The sequence below is a fragment of the Croceicoccus bisphenolivorans genome (assembly GCF_001634625.1).
Taxonomy (GTDB): domain Bacteria; phylum Pseudomonadota; class Alphaproteobacteria; order Sphingomonadales; family Sphingomonadaceae; genus Croceicoccus; species Croceicoccus bisphenolivorans.
The window spans coordinates 146,165-163,530 of the sequence record NZ_LRSE01000007.1 but is presented as its reverse complement, the minus strand read 5'-3'; the positions used below and the strand labels follow the sequence as shown (position 1 = coordinate 163,530).

The window sequence follows — 17,366 nt, the reverse complement described above, 5'->3', positions numbered from 1 at the left end:
CCATAGCGGCCATCAAAGCAACCGCCGCTCTTCGAGCAAATCCGGCAAGTCGTTCTCGTAAAGCACGACATCCTCCGGCTTGGCCTCGCTATCCAGCGCCTTGCGTGCATCGGCAAAGCTGGCGACTTCGATGGCGGGCTTGCCACCTGACGCCAGCGCCCCGGTGAATGCGCCGATCCGCGACGGGTTTACCGCGTAGACCACATCGGCCAGCCCCGCAGTATATTCGCCTAGCTTGGCGTGGACGCGGTCATGCTCGATGCCCAATTCGGCGATGCCGGGGGTGACGAGGATCGCGCGCCCGCCGCGCTGCCTTGCCAGTTCCGCCGCCACGGCAACGGCGTTCCTGAAGCCTGCCTCGTTCGCGTTGTAGGCATCGTCCAGCACCAGCGGCTGACCGGGGCTTTCGCGTTTCTGCAAGCGGTGCGGAACCTGTTCGACATCGGGTGTCACCAGCGGAATGCGCGTCGCGATGGCCGGATCGATGATCCACGCCGCCGCCACGGCCAGCGCCGAATTGGTCACGTTGTGTTCGCCCAGCAGCGGCAGTTCGTATTCGAGCCGCGCGCCATTCTGCCCGTCGCGCCGGTCTTCCAGCACGATCTTCCAGTCCGCCTGTTCGAGGCTGGCCGAAACGATGCGGATGTCTGCATCTTCCTCCGGCCCGACGCTGACGACATGGCCGGGGTTCGCCGCGCGCAGGTCAACGAAGGGGCGGTAGGCCAGAACCTGCGTCGACACGATGGCCGTACCGCCGTTCGCGCACACTTCCTCGACCAGTTCGGACTTGGCTTTCGCGATATTCTCGACCGAACCGAACCGTTCGGTATGCGCATCGCCGATGGCCGTGACGATGCCGTAATCGGGGATCACGAAATCGCACAACCGCTTGATCGAGCCGATGCCGTATGCACCCATTTCCGCGATGAAATAGCGGTGGCTCCACTGCAACCGCTCCCGGATATGGCGGGTGAGGCCGAGCACGGTGTTGATCGAACCGCGTGAATAGAAGACCGGACCGGACACGGCGAGCACTTCGGCGAAGATGTGCTTTGTCGTCGTCTTGCCGAAGCTGCCGGTAATGCCGATGCGCACCGGATTCATGCGCGCCAGCTTCGTGCGGGCCTCTTCGATATAACCTTCGTTGATCCGTTCCTGCCCCGGCTTCAGCAGGGCATTGGCGATAACGAGGGTGAACGGCAGCAGTTGCAGCCCGACGATGGCCAGCACGGCACCGAACAGCGCCAGCAGGACCAGCGGCACGGCAAGGATCGCCGCCACGTTGCGGATCCTGCGCGCCCGCTCCGTCATGGCGAGCGGCTTCTTGTAGCGGTAGCCGCGTTCCTTCCAGCCGATCCATGCGATCACGGCTGCGGCGGCGAAGAAGATCGCGACGATCCACCACCTGCCGAGCGAAAGGTACTCGACCGCTGCGGTGAGGGGGATCACGGCGAGGAGCACCAGACTGGCCCGCACATCGTAGAGCCGAACGCGCTTCACTGCGCCGAGGAAGCGCCGCCCGTTGTATTCCTCCTGCTGGAAATAGGTGAGCAGGGTGTGGAGCCGGTTCCACGCAAGCCAGCCGACCGCGGCCGTAACCGCGATGATAGAGGCGAAGACGGCGATGACGAAGCTGCTCATGCTGTCACCGCTTCCTTTATCGCCAGCGCGATCTGGTGGCGGCCACGGTCGAGGATCGAGATGTGGTCGTAATGCGGGCACTCGATATAAGTGCCGTTTGGCACGAGGCTCGCGATCTTCTTTCCGATCTCAGGCGGCGTTTCCGTATCGGCGCTGCCGTAGATGCACGTCGTTGGGGTCGGGATGCGGTGAAGATCCGGCGACTGGTCCTCCGAAATCGTCTTTACGAAGATATCGCGCATGCCTGTTTCCCGGCTCATCACATAGTCGGGACTGCCGAACCGCTTTTCCAGCGCGATCAGGTCATCCTCGGTCTTTGCCGCAGCCTTCAGTTTCTGGAACTTGCGTCCGTTCCACTTGCGCTTCCAGCGTTCGCGCGTCGTAACGGTGCGCGGAACGCCGGCGCCGGCAACGATGACAAGGTGGTCGAGCATCCCCGGCGATTGCACGCCAAGCCGCAATCCGACACGCCCGCCGAAACTGTGGCCGACCCAGACGCAGCTGCCCAGCGCCATGTCCACCGTGATGTAGCGCGCCATGTATTCGGCGTATTCCACCGTTCCCCATGCCTCATCCGGCCGTTCCGACTTGCCGTGGCCGGGAAGATCGAACAGGTAGGCATCGATCGACGGGGCAAGTGCCTCGGCAACGGGAATGAAATCGCGGTGCGAACGGCCCCAACCGTGGGCGAATACCACCTTGGGGGCGCCCGGCGTGCCGATCCGAATGTAGTTGGGAGCCTGCATGGCCCCCTTCTTACAGCGCCCGCGATGGCGCACAAGTTGACACCTGCGAGTCGCGCACAGGGTGCGACAAGCAAGCTGGGGAAAGTGGCGTAATGGCCGTAAAGAAACGGGTTGCAGTGCTGTTTGGCGGGGCGAGCCAGGAACACGACGTCGCTGTCGTGTCGGCTCACCAGCTGATGGACGCCGCCGACGTGCGCGGGATCGAGGTGATTCCCGTCTACACGGATTTCGAGAACCGGTTCTTCTCCGCGCCCTTCCTGCGCGACATCCGTCGCTTCCGGCCCAAACCTTCCGGCGCGCCGGAAGTGATCTTCTCGTGGTCCGAACGCGGGCCGGTGATGCGTGAGCGCAAGAGCCTGATCGAAACGCCGATCGATTGCGTTCTGCCGGTCTTCCACGGTCCGTTCGGAGAAGACGGGCGGCTACAGGGGCATTTCGAACTGCTCGGCATTCCGGTCACCGGTTTTGCTGCCGGATCGAGCGCGATGGCCATGCGCAAGGACGCGACGAAGGCGCTGGTGCGGCTGGCGGGCGTGAACGTGCTGGACCACGTGACGGCCAACCGCGCGAAGCTGGCCGATGCCAAGGCGCTGATCGCGGAAGTGGAGGCCAAGTTCGGTTTTCCCACCATCGTGAAGCCCGCGAACCTCGGTTCCTCCATCGGTGTCGGTCTTGCCAAGACGGCGGCGGATCTTCCGGCACTCGTCGCCTATGTGCTGGCGCAGGACAACCTCGCCATCATCGAGCCGCAAGTGCAGAATCTCGTCGAGTACAATATCGCGATGCGCTGGGACGAGGAGCGCCAGGAGGTCAAGTTTTCGGCCATAGAGCGTCCGAAGTCTGGCGCGGAACTGCTTGATTTCAAGGAAAAATACCTATCATCAGGCGGCGGCACGAAGGGGGCTTTCCTGCCGAGCGAGGGCATGCTTTCGCTGACCCGCGACATCAATCCCGACCTTCCGGCAGAGTTCAGGGCGACGATCCACGACTATGCCCGCCGCGCGTTCATGACACTGGGCCATCGCGGCGCACCGCGCATCGATTTCATGTCGAACAAGGCCACCGGCGAGATATGGTTCAACGAGATCAATGCCATTCCCGGTTCCTACGGCTTCTTCCTGTGGGAAGCGGCGGAAGAGCCGCTGCTGTTTCCCGAATTGGTGAACCATCTGGTGGCGGAGGCGTTGCGCGACACGGTAAAGCGGTTCGACGATCCGGTGCCGCAGGGCGCGTACCTGCTGCCGCGCTGACTGCGGGTACAGCTTGTGAAACGGATCGGGGACGGATAGCCAGACGCCATGTCTGAAAGCAGCAACAAAAAGATCGTCACTATCGACGTCGGCGGCACGAACGCCCGTTTCGCGATGGCGGAAGTGGCTGGCGGGAAGGTCGTGTCGGTTGGCGAACCGACGACATTTGCAACCGGCAGCGTTGCAGGGCTTGCCGCTGCATGGGAACGGTTTGCCGACGCCCATTCCGAAGGATTGCCGCGCGCGGCGGCCATCGCGGTTGCCGGGCCGGTCACGGCGGATGAAATCCGGTTCACCAATTCCCACTGGGTCATCCGGCCGCGCGAGATCGCCGGCGAACTGGGCGTCGACCAGCACGTCCTGATCAACGATTTCGAGGCCGTGGGCCATGCCGTGGCTGCCGCCGGGGACGAACATTTCGTCCATCTTTCCGGCCCAGACGTTGTTCCTGCCCACGGCACTACCACGATCACCGGTCCGGGCACCGGCCTTGGCGTTGCGGCGCTGGTCCGGCGGGAGGACGGTTCCTATCGCGTCCAGCCGACAGAGGGCGGGCATATCGGTTTCGCGCCCGAAGATCGCGTGGAAGAGCAAATCCTTGCCCACGTGCGCGATTCCCTGCCGCGCGTGTCCGTGGAACGGATGTGCTCCGGTCCGGCCATACTCTACCTCGCAGAGGCGTTTGCGCGGATTGAGGGGCTGCCCATGCCATCGGGAGACGATCGCGAATTGTGGCTTTCGGCCCTGACCGGCACCGATCCCGTTGCCGTGATGGCGATGGAACGGTTCTGCATGATCCTTGGCGCGGCAGCAGGCGATCTGGCGCTGGCGCACGGGGCGAACTCTGTCGTCATCGCGGGCGGGCTTGGTCTGCGCCTGAAAGACCAGATCGCGGCTTCCGGATTTTCCGAACGCTTCGTCTACAAGGGCCGCTTTCGCGCACTGATGGAAGCGATTCCGGTGCGCCTGATCACCCATCCGCAGCCCGGCCTGTTCGGCGCGGCGGCTGCCTTTGCACAGGCATATGCCTGAAAACGGGGCGTAGCCCGAAGGCCGCGCCCCGTTTTCCGGATCAGGTGAAGGACTTGCCCTCTGCTGCCAGCTTTTCCAGCAGCGCGGCAGGCTTGAGCCCCATGGCCTTCAGCCCCGCGACGATCTTCGGCAGTCCGTGGATGTCGGCCCAGCACATCGGTCCGCCCTGATAGGCAGGCCAGTTGTAGCCGAGGATCGCCGCCACATCGATGTCGCCTGCGCGAAGGGCGATGCCTTCCTCAAGGATTTTCGCCCCTTCATTGACGACGGGATAGAGCAGGCCCGCGATGATCTCTTCGGGTGAAAGCTCCCGCTGTTCAATACCGCGTTCGCGCGCGATGTCGGTTATGATGTCCTGCGCCACGGGAGAGGGCGTGCCGCGGCGCTTCTCGTCATAATCGTAGAAGCCGCCGTTCTTTTTCTGGCCCAACCGGTCTTTCGCGACGAGCTCTGCCATGATGTTGCGGCTGGGCAGCTTGATGATGTCCAGCCCGACGAGGTCGATCATCGAGATCGGACCCATCGCAAAGCCGTACTGGTTCATGGTCGCGTCGACAGCCTTCATCGAAGTGCCGCCCAGCAGCATTTCCTGACTGGCGACGATGTAGGGGAACATCAGGCGGTTGGCGATGAAGCCGTCGCAGACGCGGGCCAGCACCGGCGTCTTGCCGATCTTGCCGGCCAGCTTCATGCCGGTGGCGATCACGCTGTCGCTGCTCTTTTCGCCGCGCACCACTTCCAGCAGCGGCATGACGTTCGCGGGGCTGAAGAAGTGCAAGCCCAGCACCATCTCGGGCCGCGAGGTGAACGTCGCGATATGGTCGATGTCGAGGAAGCTGGTGTTGGACGCAAGGATCGCGCCCGGCTTGCATATCGTTTCCAGCCGGCTGAAGACCTTTTCCTTGACCTCCATGCTTTCGAACACCGCTTCGATCACGAGGTCGACATCGGCGAGATCTTCCATGTCGAGCGAGCCGGTGAGCAGGCCCATCCGGGTCTCGACGTCCTCTTCGCTGAGCCGGCCCTTGCGGGCGGTCGCTTCATAGTTCTTGCGGATGACGCCAAGGCCGCGATCGAGCGCTTCCTGCTTCACCTCTACGATCGTCACAGGAATGCCGATGTTGGCAAAGTTCATGGCGATGCCGCCGCCCATTGTGCCCGCGCCGATGACGCCAACCGACTTCACGTCGATAAGCGGCGTGTCCCTGGCGATATCCGGCACCTTGGCAGTTTCGCGCATCGCGAAGAAGACGTGGCGTAGCGCCTTTGACTGGTCGGATACGAAGAGCTTGTTGAAGTTCGCGCTCTCGACAGCCATCCCTTCGGCGAACGGCAGGTTGACCGCCGCCTTGACGCAATCGAGAATCTCGTCCGGCGCGATAACGCCGCGGAACAGGCGGCCATGCTCTGCCTTGAAACGGTCGAACAGGTCGGCGTCCGCCTTGTCCTTCGCGGTCATGTCCGATTTCTGCGAGGCGCGCGGCAGGGGGCCACCTTCCGCCGCAGCTGCACGGGCTAGGGCAACCGCTTCGGCCAGCAGCGCATCGTCTGCGACGACCTTGTCGACGAGGCCCATCTTTTCGGCCAGCGCCGCCTTCACCGGCTTTCCGGTCACCATCATCTGCAACGCGGCTTCCGCCCCGACGACGCGCGGCAGGCGCTGCGTGCCACCGGCACCGGGCAGCAGGCCGAGCTTCACTTCGGGAAGGCCCAGCTTTGCCGAGGCGGCAGCGACGCGGTAATGGCAACCCAGCGCAACTTCCAGACCGCCACCAAGCGCCGTGCCGAAGATGGCGGCGACGACCGGCTTGTCCAGCGCCTCCAGCTTGTCCACCACGCCCGGCAGCCACGGTTCGCGCATGCCGATATCGAATTCCGCGATATCCGCACCGGCGGGGAAAGTCCGGCCCTTGGCAGTAATGACACCTGCCTTGATGCCCGCATCGCTGCCGATCCGGTCAGCCGCAGCATCCAGACCCTGCCGGACCGAGAGGCCCAATGCGTTCACCGGCGGATTGTCGATAGCGACGATGGCAATCCCGTTTTCGACGGTCAGCGATACGGTTTCGGAAAGCGTTTCGGACATCAGGTCTGGTCCCTCTCAGAATCTGGTGCAAATGCCCGCAAGCGCGGGACTCGCGGGCACAGATGCCTGCTCAGCCCCGAAATGGCAATTCCGCAACGGAACAGCTGTGTTTCACGCCCCGTTGAGGCAGAACGGGCAATTGGCCGCGAAATGGCCGGGGCGAAGTTCGGTCAGCACCGGCTCCTCATGCTTCATCCGCTCGTCATGCGTTACCGGACTGCGCGGCCAGAAATTGCAGCCCTGCGGCGGATTGAGCGGCGAGGGCGGATCACCCTGGAGCACGATGCGGCTGCGTGTGCGTTCGGTGCGAGGATCGGGCGCGGGGATCGCGCTCATCAAGGCGCGGGTATAGATGTGGAGCGGATGGTCCACGACTTCGCTCGCCTCTCCCAGTTCGAGGATGCGGCCAAGGTACATGACCGCAATGCGATCCGCGATGTAGCGGACGACGGACAAGTCGTGACTGATGAAGATCATCGTCAGCCCCATCTCCCGCGTCAGGCGCTTCAGAAGGTTCAGGATCTGCGACTGGATCGACACGTCGAGCGCGGAAACCGGCTCGTCCGCAATGATCAGCTTGGGTTCGGGCGCAAGTGCGCGGGCGATGGCGACGCGCTGGCGCTGGCCGCCCGAAAACTCGTGCGGATAGCGCTTCATCTGGTTGGGGTTCATGCCGACCGTGCGCAGCAGGTCCGCCACGCGTTCGCGCATTCCCGCGCCTTTGACATTGGGATGGCGGGTGCGGATCGCCTCTGCCAACGTGTCCAGCACCGTCATGCGCGGGTTTAGCGACGCATAGGGGTCCTGGAAAATCATCTGGAAGTTGATGCGTTCGTGCCGGATGTCCTTGTCCGACAGTGCGGACAGTTCCTTGCCTTCGAGGAAGATACGGCCCGATGTTGGCCGGATCAGCTGCATGATCGTGCGCGAAAGCGTCGACTTGCCGCAGCCGGATTCGCCAACAAGGCCGAGGATCTCGCCTTCCTTTACCGTCAGCGTGACGCCGTCGACCGCCTTTACCACGCCCTTGCTTTCGCGGGTCAGGAAACTGGTGCCGAGGTCGAAATGGGTGTGCACGTCGTCAAGCACGAGGAAATCCCGGCGGGGGTCGACGGGGACATCCGCTTCGTGATGGACGGCTTCGTTTTGGTCGCTCATTCCGCCGCTCCCGCAGCTTCGGTTTCTTCGGGCACGTCGGTGCTCAGCACACTCTCGATCGGGGCAGAGCTGTCGCAGAAGCGGCAATCGGCATAGCAGTGGCCGTCGTTCAACTCGACGAGATCGGGGCGATTGCCTTCGGGCAAGCCCGTCTTGGGATAGGGGCAGCGGGGATAGAAGGCGCAGCCGTGGATCGGCTTCGACACGTCTGGCGGCAATCCGGGGATGGTATAGAGCTGCTCGCCTTTGGTCTGCAGCGACGGGATCGTTTTCTGCAGGGACCGGGTGTAGGGGTGCTGCGCGTTGTAGAACACCTGCTCCGCAGTGCCGCTTTCCATCATGCGGCCGCCGTACATCACGTTCACCTTGTCGCAGGTGCCGGCCACGACACCAAGATCGTGCGTGATCAAAATCACAGCAGTTCCAAGGTCTTCCTGCCGTTTCTTGATAATATCCATGATCTGTGCCTGCACCGTCACGTCTAGCGCGGTGGTCGGCTCGTCGGCGATCAGCAGATCGGGTTCGGTGATCAGGGCCATGGCGATCATCACGCGCTGGCGCATGCCGCCGGAAAACTCGTGCGGGTAGTTGTGGACGCGCTTCGCGGCTTCGGGGATGCCAACTTCTTCCAGCGCGGCAATCGCCTTGTTCACCGCGGCCTTCTTGTCGATGTCGTAATGCAGCCGCAGCGCTTCTGTCAGCTGCGTACTGATGCGCAGGTACGGGTTGAGTGACGTCATCGGGTCCTGAAAGATCATGCTGATCCGCTTTCCGCGGATCTTGCGCAGTTCCCTCTGCCCCATCGTCAACAGGTCACGGCCATCGAACATCGCGGTGCCGCCGTCGATCCGGCCCGGAGGTTCCGGAATCAGCCGCATCAGCGAGTAGCAGGTGACCGACTTGCCCGAACCGGATTCGCCGACGATGCCCAGCGTCTCGCCCTTGTCGAGCGAGAAGGACACGCCGTCCACCGCCCGCACCACGCCGTCGCGGGTGTAGAACGAGGTTTTCAGGTCTTTGACTTCGAGTAGCGGCATAGGGCTCAGTCCTTCGCGCTCTTGGGGTCGAGCGCGTCGCGCAGGCCGTCACCCAGAAAGTTCAGGCAGAACAGGGTGAGGGCGAAGAAGAAGGCGGGGAACATCAGCAGCCACGGGAAGATTTCCATGTTCTGCTGCCCCTCGTTGATAAGCACGCCCCACGAGGCATTCGGCGGCTGCACGCCAAGGCCGAGGAACGACAGGAACGCCTCCAGCAACATGACGGCAGGCACGGTCAGCGTCGCGATGACGATCACGGGGCCGAGCACGTTGGGGATGAGGTGGCGCAGGATGATGCGCTGATGGCTGTAACCCAGCGAAACCGCTGCCTCGACGAATTCCTGCTTCTTCAGGCCCATGACACCGGCGCGCACGATACGCGCCATGGACAACCATTCGACGCAACCGATGGCGACGAACATCAGCCACATCGAGCGCCCGAAAGCGACCATCAGGAGGATTACGAAGATCGTGAAGGGCAGGGCATAGAGTAGATCGACGAAGCGCATCATCGTCGAATCCACCTTGCCGCCAAGATAGCCCGCAGTCGCGCCGTAGATCACGCCGATGGCAAGAGACACGACCGTGGCGACAAGGCCGACCATCAGCGAAATGCGACCGCCCTCAAGTGTACGCACCAACAAGTCGCGGCCCAGCGTATCGGTGCCGAACCAGTGCTCTGCCGAAGGGGCCGTGGCGCCAAGGAACAGGTCCTGTTCCTGCCCGTCGTAAGGCACGATCCAGGGCCCGACGACGCAGGCGACGACGATCAGCAGGAAGATGACCAGACTGGCCACGGCCAGCTTGTTCTTCTTTAGTCGCGACCATGCATCCTTCCACAGCGAGGAGCCCTGAACCAGTTCCTCCTCGGCAATCTCGGAGGCGCTGTGTGCGGGGGGCGGGGCCGGCTCGCTGGCGAGAACCGCGGTTTCGGAATGATCAGTCATACTTGAGCCCCTCAATCATACTTCAGGCGGGGATTGAGGGCGACCTGAGCAATGTCGACAAGGAGGTTCATCAACACGATCAGCGCCGCAAAAAGGACGGTTAGGCCCAGGATCAGGAAATCGTCGCGGTTCAGCGCGCCCTTCACGAACCATTGGCCAAGGCCGGGAACCTGGAAAATCGTTTCGACGACGAAAGAGCCGGAAATGATACCCGCAAGGGCAGGGCCGAGGAACGTGATCGCAGGGATCAGCCCGCCCTTCAGGCAGTGTTTCCATACGATCGTGCGTTCCGGCACGCCCTTGGCCCGTGCGGTGCGGACCCAGTCCTGATTGAGCATTTCCAGCATCCCGCCCCGCGTAAGCCGCGCGAAATAGGCGGCGTAGTAGAGGCCGAGAGTAGCGGCAGGCAGGATCACGAATTCCGGCCCGAACCACCCCGCGACCGGAAGCACGGCAAAGATCAGGCCGAAGACCAGCGCCAGCAGCGGGCCCATCACGAACGTGGGCAGGCAGATGCCCGCCATTGCCGCCGACATGGGCACATAATCGAGCCACGTGTTCTTCTTCACCGCGGCTAGCACGCCGGCCGGAATGCCCAGCAGCAGAGCCACGCCAAGCGAGATCGAACCGAGCTTCAGCGATACCGGAAAGCTCTCCGCGATAATCTCCGTCACCGTGCGGTTGGCATAGACCGCGCTGGGGCCGAAATCCCCGTGCAGGATATTACCGAGCGAGGTGATGAAACGCTCCGATGCCGGCTTGTCATAGCCGTAGAACGCCTCGATCTGGGCAAGGATTTCGGGCGAGATGGCGCGTTCGGAACTGAACGGGCTGCCCGGCGTCGCCGCCACGAGGAAGAAGGTGACGGCGTAGATGCCCAGCAGGACGAGGATGCCCTGAAGGAAGCGTTTGCCGATAAATTTCAGCATCGGATCGTTCTCGTCCTGCTTGGAAGATGGGGGAGGGGCGCCATCATTCGGCCGGGGCCGGTTGGCCCTGTTCCTCGAAATACAGGTACTTCTGCGGATGGTTGTCGAGCAGCTTGGGGTGCCAGCCCTTGAGCCGCGGGTCCTTCAGGTAGACGCGGGTGTAGAAGTAGATCGGGATGACCGGCATGGCGTCCATCATGATCTGCTCGGCTTCGCGAAGCATGGCGAAACGGGTCTTTTCGTCCGGTGCGCGCTGGGCATCGCGGATCAGCGCGTCGTAACGCGGATCGCCCCAGTTCGTGTCGTTGTTGCCGTTGCCCGTCGTCATGATGTTGAGGAAGGCCGACGGGTCGACATAGTCGCCGATCCAGCCAGCGCGAGCCATGTCGTAATCGCCGTTGGTCACGTTGTTGAGGTAGACCTTCCACTCCTGATTGTAGATGCCGATGTCGACGTTCAGGTGCTCCTTCCACATCGCCTGCAGCGCCTCGGCGATCTGGCGGTGGGTTTCCAGCGTGTTGACCAGAATTTCGGTCTTGGGAAAGCCCTTGCCGTTCGGGTAACCTGCTTCGGCGAGCAGCTTGCGGGCTTCTTCGGGATGAAAATCGGCACGGTCGGACGGAGGGTAGCCCGGAACGCCGGCCGGAACGAAGCCGGTTCCGGGCAACTGGCCACCCTTGGTGACCTTCTCCACCAGCAGCTTGCGATCGATCGCAAGCGCCAGCGCCTTGCGGACGCGGGGGTCGTTGAACGGCTTACGTTCGACGTTGATCTTGTAATAGTAGTTGCCGAGGTAGGGCTCGATCTTCAACTCGTCCGGCATCTTCTTCTTGAACACCGGCACCTTGTCGTTGAGCACGTTGTTGGTGAGGTGCAGGCGTCCGCCGCGGAACATGACTTCCTCGGTGCCGGCATTCTCGATCGGGAAGAACCGGATGCCGTTCAACTTCACTGTCTTGGCATCCCAATACGTGGGACTGCGCTCGACCTCGATCTCCTGGTTGGTGACCCACTTTTTCAGCCGGAAGGGACCGTTGCCGACATAGTTTTCCAGTGTCGACCAGCCGCTTTGCCGGTCGGCCATACCGCCATGTTCTTCCACTGCGCGCGGATTTACCGGAAACCACGAATAGTGCTTGAGCATGTTGGGGAAGTAGGGAGCCGGCCCGTTCAGCGTGACCTGCAGCGTCTTGTCGTCCAGCGCCTTCACGCCGACAGTGCTAAAATCCTTTGTTTTTCCTTCGTTGAATGCCTGCGCGCCCTTCATGACGTAGAAAATCTCGGCATACTGGTTGCCCAGTTCGGGGATGAGCGCGCGGTGCCAGCTGTAAACGAAGTCACCAGCGACCACCGGATCGCCATTGGTCCACTTCGCGTCGCGCAAGTGGAAGGTCCAGACCGTATACTGTCCGTCATGCTCCCAGCTTTCGGCCATGCCCGGTGCGGGGATCATGTCGTTGTCAGGGTGGTAGGCGATCAAACCCTCGATCAGGGAGGAGATGATGTGATTTTCGGGCACGCCGGTCACGAGGTGCGGATCCAGACCCTTGGGCTCTGTCCCGTTGCCCCAAAGCAGGACGCCTTCGCGTGCCGCAGTGTCGGTTGCGCGCTCGCGATCACCGCATGCAGACAGGCCGAGGCCAAGCATGAGGACCAGCAAAGCGTGTCGAACTAGTTTCATTTGCATCCTTCTGCGGTAGGAAATTTTATTGCGCACCGCAAGCAGAGGTTATCCGAACAACGCCTGAATGGCCGGATTTCTCCCGCCTTTTGCCAGACCGCTTCGGTTCCGGATGCGAACCCTCTGCCGGAAAAGGATCTATTCTCCGTCGAAATGGAACAGGGCGTGGGGGGAAACCTCGTTTTCGGAAAGCCGGTCGGATCCGCCCAGTTCGGGCAGGTCGATCACGAACAGCGCCTGATCGATCCGCGCCCCGCGCCCGCGCAGCAGCTCGACTGCGGCAATCGCCGTGCCGCCGGTCGCGATCAGGTCGTCGACAATCACGACTTTCGCACCGGGACCGCAAGCATCGTCATGCATTTCCAGCATGTCGGTGCCGTATTCCAGCGCATATTCGATGGAGATCGTGGAGCCGGGCAACTTGCCGCGTTTGCGCAGGATCAGCACGCCGCAACCCAGCTTGTAGGCAAGGGCGGACGCGAAGACGAAGCCGCGCGCCTCGATCCCCGCGATCAGGTCCGGCTTGTCCCCTTCCAGCAAGGCAGCCATCCGGTCGATCGTCGCGGCGAATGCTTCGCCCTCCAGCATCAGGGTCGTGATGTCGCGGAACATGATGCCGGGCTTGGGGTGATCGGGGATCGTGCGAATAAGGTCCTTCAGATCGCCATTGTCGTTCATGATGCCGGTCATCGCTCTTGCTGTTGATCGATGGCGTGACACTAGGCGAGGGCCATGGCGCCCGCAACGCATTCGCGCACGCCGCTTTTGACAGCCGCGTTCAAGCGCTCGCTTGCCGCGCGGCGCGCCAGCGGCTAAGGGCGGCGCTTTCCGACAGGATCCACGTTCTTTCACAGGCTGAAACATCATGAAGATCAGCGGCGTCGACATTCGCCCCGGCAACATTCTCGAATACGAAGGCGGCATCTGGAAAGTTGCCAAGATCCAGCACACGCAGCCCGGCAAGGGCGGTGCCTACATGCAGGTCGAGATGAAGAACCTGCAGGATGGCCGCAAGACCAACGTGCGCTTCCGCAGCGCCGACACGATCGAGCGTGTGCGCCTCGACACCAAGGACTTCCAGTACCTCTATGCAGAGGGCGACATGCTGGTCTTCATGGATACCGAGACTTACGACCAGATCCAGCTTCCCGCCGACCTGCTCGGCGATGCTGCCGCCTTCCTTGAAGACGGGATGCAGGTCCTGCTCGAACTGTGGGAAGAAAAGCCGATCTCCGTGCAGCTGCCCGAACAGGTCGAGGCGAACATCGTCGAGGCCGATGCCGTGGTGAAGGGGCAGACCGCTTCGTCCAGCTACAAGCCCGCAGTGCTGGAAAACGGCGTGCGCGTGATGGTGCCGCCGCATATCGAAAGCGGCACGCGCATCGTCGTCGATGTTTATGAGCGTACTTACGTCGGCAAGGCCTCGTAAGGCGCGACTGACATGGCAATTACCGGACTGATCCGCGTTATCGAACGCGCCGCGCGCAAGGCGGGGCATCGCCTGCGCCGCGACTTCGGCGAAGTCGAGCACCTGCAGGCGAGCCGCAAGGGGCCTTCCGACTTCGTGTCGAAAGCCGACCGCGCGGCAGAACGCACCTTGTGGGACGAATTGCGCGTTGCGCGTCCGGGCTGGGGCTTTCTGCTGGAAGAATCGGGCGAGATCGAGGGCGAGGAAGGCAAGCCGCGCTTCATCATCGATCCGCTGGATGGCACTTCGAACTTCCTCCACGGGTTGCCGCACTTCGCGATTTCGATCGCGGTGCAGGAACCCAAGCTCGACGGATCGGGCTGGGGTGAAGTGACACACGCCGTCGTCTATCAGCCGGTAACCGACGAGACGTTTTGGGCGGAAAAGAGCCGCGGTGCATGGCTGCAGGATGCGCGCCTGCGCGTTTCGGCGCGGCGCGACTTGTCCGAATCGCTGATCGCGACCGGCATCCCGTTCCAGGGCGCCGGCAATTTCGCCGAATGGGCGAAGATCGCGGGCGAAATCGCGCCCCGCGTGGCAGGTATCCGTCGCTACGGCGCGGCCTCCCTCGATCTCGCATGGGTTGCCGCCGGCCGGTACGAAGGTTTCTGGGAATCCGGGCTCAAGCCGTGGGATACCGCGGCCGGCTGCCTGCTGGTAAGAGAGGCCGGCGGTTTCGTGTCCGATTGGCGCGGGCGTTCTTTGCAGGTTTGCGACCAGACGATCCTTGCCGGAAACGATGCATTGCACTCTCGCCTGCACAAGCTTCTTGTCGGCGCGTTGAAGGCAGCTTGAAGCCGACGGCACGCCCCGCTAAGAGCGGCGTCCTGCTGGCGACCGGACTTGTTCCGGTCAACGCAGTGCCGGTTTGGTTTTGCCCCTGTGGCGGAATGGTAGACGCGAACGACTCAAAATCGTTTGTCGCAAGACGTGCCCGTTCGAGTCGGGCCAGGGGCACCATCCGTATGTCGATGATACAGAGCCGATCAGCCCGGCTGCGCACAAGCCGCTTGGCGCGCGGGGGCAGGGGCTGGTAATCGACGTGCTGATGCCGGGCATTCCTCCCCTTCACGCTTTCGCGGCAATGGTGCTGACGGTCGCGATGTTCGTGGCTTTCGCCCGTGGCAAGATCGCGACGGAGATCGTCAGTCTCGTCACGATTGTCCTTATTGCGCTGGGCCTGTTCTTCTTCCCGCTGGAGGGGCAGCACCAGACGGACGGGCTCGCGCTTGCCTTTTCCGGCTTCGGCCATCCGGCGCTGATTACCATCTGTGCATTGATGATCATGGGCCGGGGCCTTGTCGTCACCGGCGCGCTCGATCCTGCCACGCGTCTCCTTGCGGAGGTGTGGAAGCTCAATACTCATCTCGGCATGCTGGTTTCCCTGCTGCTCGCGATGGGGCTGTCGATGATGGTGAACGACACACCGGTGCTCGTCCTCCTGCTGCCGGTGTTCGTGGGACTGGCCGAGAAGGGCGCGATGGCGGCATCGAAAACGCTGATCCCGCTCAATGCCGCCGTGCTGATCGGCGGGATGGCGACAACTATCGGCACGTCGACGAACCTGCTGGTCGTGTCCATCGCGGCGGATCTGGGCATGGAGCCGATGCGCGTGTTCACGTTCACGCCGATCGTTGCCGTGGCCGCGCTTGTCGCCTTGCCCTACCTGTGGCTGGTCATGCCGCGCCTGTTGCCCGACAACGGGCAGGCGTTCACGCGCAATCGCCGCACATTCGCGGCTACGCTGCGGGTGGACGACGACAGCGACCTCATCGGACAGACCCCGCGCGACTTGCTGGAACGCCTGCCCGAAGGGTTCACGTTCGAAGGTTCGCTGGATCGCCAGATCACGTCCAATTCACGCCTGCCGGTCAGCGGGACGCACAAGGCGCTGGAAGATGCCCTGCGGGTGCTGAAGGCGCGCGTCGCACCAGCCTGGGTGGTTGAGCGGATCAATGCCGCCGCCAAGAGCCAGGCGAGCGATGTCGTGGTCGTCGAAATGGCGGTTACCGCCGAATCGCGCCTCGTCGGGCTGACCATCCCCTCGTCCGGCGTTGCCGGGCAGTTCGGGGTCGCCGTTCTGGGCATCCACCAGCAGACCCGCGGGCCGGACAGGGGCCGTCACGAATATTCCGAACTGGAATTGCGCGCCGGCGACGTTCTCCTCGTGATGGGTGCGCTGACCGAGATCGAGGAATTTGCAGAGAGCGACCGGCTCCTCCTGCTCGAAGGCGTGACAGAGGTTCCGAGGCGGTCCAAAGCGCTGTTGTCCGCCGCGATCATGTTCGGTTCGGTGTTCACCGCCAGCGTCGGGCTTTGGCCGATCGCCATTTCGGCGCTGGTCGGCGCGATCCTGATGTTCGCGACCGGTTGCGTGAAGTTCGACCGTGTCGGGCGCGCGCTTTCGGCCAATGTCATCGTGCTGGTCGCGGCCAGTATTGCGATCGGCAAACTGATCCTTGAAAGCGGGGCGGCCGAATGGCTGGGGACGCTGCTGTCGGCAGGGCTGCAGTTCCTGCCCGATCCGATGATTGTTGCCGCGGTGATGTTGTTCGTGACTGTGCTGACGAACTTTGCATCGAACACGGCCGCAGCCACGGTCGGCACACCGATTGCGTTCAAGATCGCGGAGACGCTCGGATTGCCGGTCGAACCGCTGGTGCTGGCCGTGCTGTTCGGCTGCAATCTGTGTTACGCCACCCCGATCGCGTATCAGACAAACATGCTGATCATGGAAGAAGGGCGTTACAAGTTCGGCGATTACCTGCGGACGGGTGTTCCGCTCGTGGTGCTGATGGCGACGACATTGTCGCTGATGCTCGTGTTCTTCTACATGTAGTTCACGCGGCAGGGGGCATTCGCCTGTCGCCGCCATTGCCGAACCTGTAGCCGATGGCCGGTTCGCTAAGGAGATAGCGCGGCAGGTCCGGCTCAGGCTCGATCCTCTTGCGCAGCCGGCGTATCGCCACCCGCAAGTGCTGCCGGTCCGTATACCGCCCGTCCCACACGCGTTCCAGCAAGGCATCATGGGATACGACGCCGCCACGCGCCTCAACAAGCATCGCGATTAGCCGGTAATCCCTTTCGCTCAGTTGGTGGCTCGCTCCGGCCAGAAGCAGCGAACCCTGACCGGCATCCATCGCGATACCTGCCGGGAGTGCGGAACCCGTCGCCAGAAGTGTGAGCCGGGCTGAAAGCTGAGCCGGGTCGATCGGGCCTGTCGTCAGGAATTCATGCGCACCCGCAGCGAGCGCCGCCATTCGCTGGCGCTTCTGTGCAATCGTCGCCAGTGCCAGCACCATGCATCCCTTATTCCGGAGATCGCCGATGGCGTGGAGCGAATCGGGGGTATCCAAGCTGACGAATACAACGTTAATCAGCGCGAATCGGT

The 17,366-nt window shown here is 62.8% G+C and carries 15 protein-coding genes and 1 tRNA gene; 6 read left to right on the top strand and 10 right to left on the bottom strand.

Annotation, left to right across the window (positions count from 1 at the left end; translation table 11 throughout):
- Nucleotides 1-12: 12 nt before the first annotated feature.
- Nucleotides 13-1,641, bottom strand: a complete 1,629-nt coding sequence (locus tag A7A77_RS09945) for a Mur ligase family protein (protein WP_066557022.1) — start codon at nt 1,639-1,641, stop codon at nt 13-15.
- The gene (locus A7A77_RS09940) at nt 1,638-2,387 is read right to left on the bottom strand and encodes an alpha/beta fold hydrolase (protein ID WP_066557020.1); all 750 of its coding nucleotides are present in this window, start codon (nt 2,385-2,387) and stop codon (nt 1,638-1,640) included. Before A7A77_RS09940 ends, A7A77_RS09945 begins: the two co-directional genes overlap by 4 nt.
- Before the next feature lie 92 nt (nt 2,388-2,479).
- On the opposite strand from A7A77_RS09940, the gene A7A77_RS09935 reads away from it, so the two are divergent.
- Both A7A77_RS09935 and glk read left to right on the top strand, forming a co-directional pair.
- Nucleotides 2,480-3,637 carry a D-alanine--D-alanine ligase gene (locus A7A77_RS09935; protein ID WP_066557018.1) on the top strand — a complete coding sequence of 386 codons (1,158 nt, stop codon included), beginning with the start codon at nt 2,480-2,482 and terminating at the stop codon, nt 3,635-3,637.
- Between the two features lie 48 nt (nt 3,638-3,685).
- Nucleotides 3,686-4,669 carry a glucokinase gene (gene glk / locus A7A77_RS09930; protein ID WP_066557016.1) on the top strand — a complete coding sequence of 328 codons (984 nt, stop codon included), beginning with the start codon at nt 3,686-3,688 and terminating at the stop codon, nt 4,667-4,669.
- Between the two features lie 40 nt (nt 4,670-4,709).
- On the opposite strand, the gene A7A77_RS09925 is transcribed toward glk, so the two are convergent.
- From A7A77_RS09925 to A7A77_RS09895, 7 genes are all read right to left on the bottom strand, one after another.
- The gene (locus tag A7A77_RS09925; RefSeq protein WP_066557012.1) at nt 4,710-6,755 is read right to left on the bottom strand and encodes a 3-hydroxyacyl-CoA dehydrogenase NAD-binding domain-containing protein; all 2,046 of its coding nucleotides are present in this window, start codon (nt 6,753-6,755) and stop codon (nt 4,710-4,712) included.
- 111 nt (nt 6,756-6,866) lie between these two features.
- A complete protein-coding gene (locus A7A77_RS09920; RefSeq protein WP_082836041.1) occupies nt 6,867-7,913 on the bottom strand; it encodes an ABC transporter ATP-binding protein in 1,047 nt (348 codons plus the stop codon).
- Nucleotides 7,910-8,950, bottom strand: a complete 1,041-nt coding sequence (locus A7A77_RS09915) for an ABC transporter ATP-binding protein (RefSeq protein ID WP_066557010.1) — start codon at nt 8,948-8,950, stop codon at nt 7,910-7,912. Before A7A77_RS09915 ends, A7A77_RS09920 begins: the two co-directional genes overlap by 4 nt.
- Before the next feature lie 5 nt (nt 8,951-8,955).
- Nucleotides 8,956-9,897: an ABC transporter permease gene (locus A7A77_RS09910; protein ID WP_082836040.1), complete on the bottom strand. Its 942-nt coding sequence runs from the start codon at nt 9,895-9,897 to the stop codon at nt 8,956-8,958.
- An 11-nt stretch (nt 9,898-9,908) separates the two neighbouring features.
- Nucleotides 9,909-10,826 (bottom strand): ABC transporter permease, encoded by a 918-nt coding sequence (locus A7A77_RS09905; protein ID WP_066557007.1) that lies wholly within the window; start codon nt 10,824-10,826, stop codon nt 9,909-9,911.
- A 43-nt stretch (nt 10,827-10,869) separates the two neighbouring features.
- Complete coding sequence (locus A7A77_RS09900; RefSeq protein ID WP_066557004.1) at nt 10,870-12,507, bottom strand: peptide ABC transporter substrate-binding protein; 1,638 nt, start codon at nt 12,505-12,507, stop codon at nt 10,870-10,872.
- A gap of 138 nt (nt 12,508-12,645) precedes the next feature.
- Nucleotides 12,646-13,197 carry an adenine phosphoribosyltransferase gene (locus A7A77_RS09895; RefSeq protein WP_425388561.1) on the bottom strand — a complete coding sequence of 184 codons (552 nt, stop codon included), beginning with the start codon at nt 13,195-13,197 and terminating at the stop codon, nt 12,646-12,648.
- 175 nt (nt 13,198-13,372) lie between these two features.
- On the opposite strand from A7A77_RS09895, the gene efp reads away from it, so the two are divergent.
- The 4 genes from efp to A7A77_RS09875 all read left to right on the top strand — a co-directional run bounded on the left by efp (nt 13,373) and on the right by A7A77_RS09875 (nt 16,814).
- Entirely contained in the window at nt 13,373-13,936 is a 564-nt protein-coding gene (gene efp, locus A7A77_RS09890) for an elongation factor P (RefSeq protein ID WP_066557000.1), read from the top strand.
- 12 nt (nt 13,937-13,948) lie between these two features.
- On the top strand, nt 13,949-14,770 hold the full coding sequence (locus A7A77_RS09885) for an inositol monophosphatase family protein (protein ID WP_066556997.1): 822 nt from the start codon (nt 13,949-13,951) through the stop codon (nt 14,768-14,770).
- Between the two features lie 81 nt (nt 14,771-14,851).
- Nucleotides 14,852-14,935, top strand: a tRNA-Leu gene (locus tag A7A77_RS09880).
- Nucleotides 14,936-15,023: 88 nt separating this feature from the next.
- Nucleotides 15,024-16,814: an SLC13 family permease gene (locus tag A7A77_RS09875; RefSeq protein WP_066557163.1), complete on the top strand. Its 1,791-nt coding sequence runs from the start codon at nt 15,024-15,026 to the stop codon at nt 16,812-16,814.
- A gap of 1 nt (nt 16,815) precedes the next feature.
- On the opposite strand, the gene A7A77_RS09870 is transcribed toward A7A77_RS09875, so the two are convergent.
- The gene (locus A7A77_RS09870) at nt 16,816-17,277 is read right to left on the bottom strand and encodes a winged helix-turn-helix domain-containing protein (protein ID WP_216635571.1); all 462 of its coding nucleotides are present in this window, start codon (nt 17,275-17,277) and stop codon (nt 16,816-16,818) included.
- Between the last annotated feature and the right edge of the window lie 89 nt (nt 17,278-17,366).

Excerpts from the sequence above, each read along its gene's own strand:
- A7A77_RS09945 (WP_066557022.1), bottom strand. The coding sequence starts at position 1,641 with ATGAGCAGCTTCGTCATCGCCGTCTTCGCCTCTATCATCGCGGTTACG.
- A7A77_RS09935 (WP_066557018.1), top strand. The coding sequence starts at position 2,480 with ATGGCCGTAAAGAAACGGGTTGCAGTGCTGTTTGGCGGGGCGAGCCAG.
- A7A77_RS09900 (WP_066557004.1), bottom strand. The coding sequence starts at position 12,507 with ATGAAACTAGTTCGACACGCTTTGCTGGTCCTCATGCTTGGCCTCGGC.
- efp (WP_066557000.1), top strand. The coding sequence starts at position 13,373 with ATGAAGATCAGCGGCGTCGACATTCGCCCCGGCAACATTCTCGAATAC.
- A7A77_RS09920 (WP_082836041.1), bottom strand. The coding sequence starts at position 7,913 with ATGAGCGACCAAAACGAAGCCGTCCATCACGAAGCGGATGTCCCCGTC.
- A7A77_RS09870 (WP_216635571.1), bottom strand. The coding sequence starts at position 17,277 with ATGGTGCTGGCACTGGCGACGATTGCACAGAAGCGCCAGCGAATGGCG.
- A7A77_RS09910 (WP_082836040.1), bottom strand. The coding sequence starts at position 9,897 with ATGACTGATCATTCCGAAACCGCGGTTCTCGCCAGCGAGCCGGCCCCG.
- A7A77_RS09905 (WP_066557007.1), bottom strand. The coding sequence starts at position 10,826 with ATGCTGAAATTTATCGGCAAACGCTTCCTTCAGGGCATCCTCGTCCTG.
- glk (WP_066557016.1), top strand. The coding sequence starts at position 3,686 with ATGTCTGAAAGCAGCAACAAAAAGATCGTCACTATCGACGTCGGCGGC.
- A7A77_RS09885 (WP_066556997.1), top strand. The coding sequence starts at position 13,949 with ATGGCAATTACCGGACTGATCCGCGTTATCGAACGCGCCGCGCGCAAG.
- A7A77_RS09940 (WP_066557020.1), bottom strand. The coding sequence starts at position 2,387 with ATGCAGGCTCCCAACTACATTCGGATCGGCACGCCGGGCGCCCCCAAG.
- A7A77_RS09895 (WP_425388561.1), bottom strand. The coding sequence starts at position 13,197 with ATGACCGGCATCATGAACGACAATGGCGATCTGAAGGACCTTATTCGC.
- A7A77_RS09925 (WP_066557012.1), bottom strand. The coding sequence starts at position 6,755 with ATGTCCGAAACGCTTTCCGAAACCGTATCGCTGACCGTCGAAAACGGG.
- A7A77_RS09915 (WP_066557010.1), bottom strand. The coding sequence starts at position 8,950 with ATGCCGCTACTCGAAGTCAAAGACCTGAAAACCTCGTTCTACACCCGC.
- A7A77_RS09875 (WP_066557163.1), top strand. The coding sequence starts at position 15,024 with ATGCCGGGCATTCCTCCCCTTCACGCTTTCGCGGCAATGGTGCTGACG.